Source organism: Flavobacterium sp. RSSA_27, assembly GCF_051547125.1.
Classification (GTDB): Bacteria; Bacteroidota; Bacteroidia; order Flavobacteriales; family Flavobacteriaceae; genus Flavobacterium.
The window spans coordinates 1-256 of sequence record NZ_JBPTTN010000024.1 but is presented as its reverse complement, the minus strand read 5'-3'; the positions used below and the strand labels follow the sequence as shown (position 1 = coordinate 256).

At 43.4% G+C, this 256-nt stretch carries 1 protein-coding gene; it reads right to left on the bottom strand.

The window, feature by feature from the left end; translation table 11 throughout:
* Positions 1–256, bottom strand: a 256-nt coding sequence (locus tag ACSVH5_RS13465) for an Ig-like domain-containing protein (RefSeq protein ID WP_438061925.1), incomplete at both ends; no start/stop codon positions are given.

The following is a 256-nucleotide window of genomic DNA, read 5'->3' as shown; positions in this document are numbered from 1 at the left end:
AGTACAGAAAGCAGTAGGGCCAGCAGCAGTGATTATGGGTTGGCTAGGTTTTGCAGTAACGCTGATTGATTTAGAAACACTTGTCGTACAGCCACTTGAATTGGTCACAGTATACGAAATAGTTACTGTACCTGCATTTACTCCAGTGACTAACCCATTGCCATCTACAGTAGCGATACCGGTATTTTTAGATTTCCAAACTCCTGCAGCAGTAGTATTGGTTAATTGCAGGGTTGAGGCAGCACAAACAATAGCG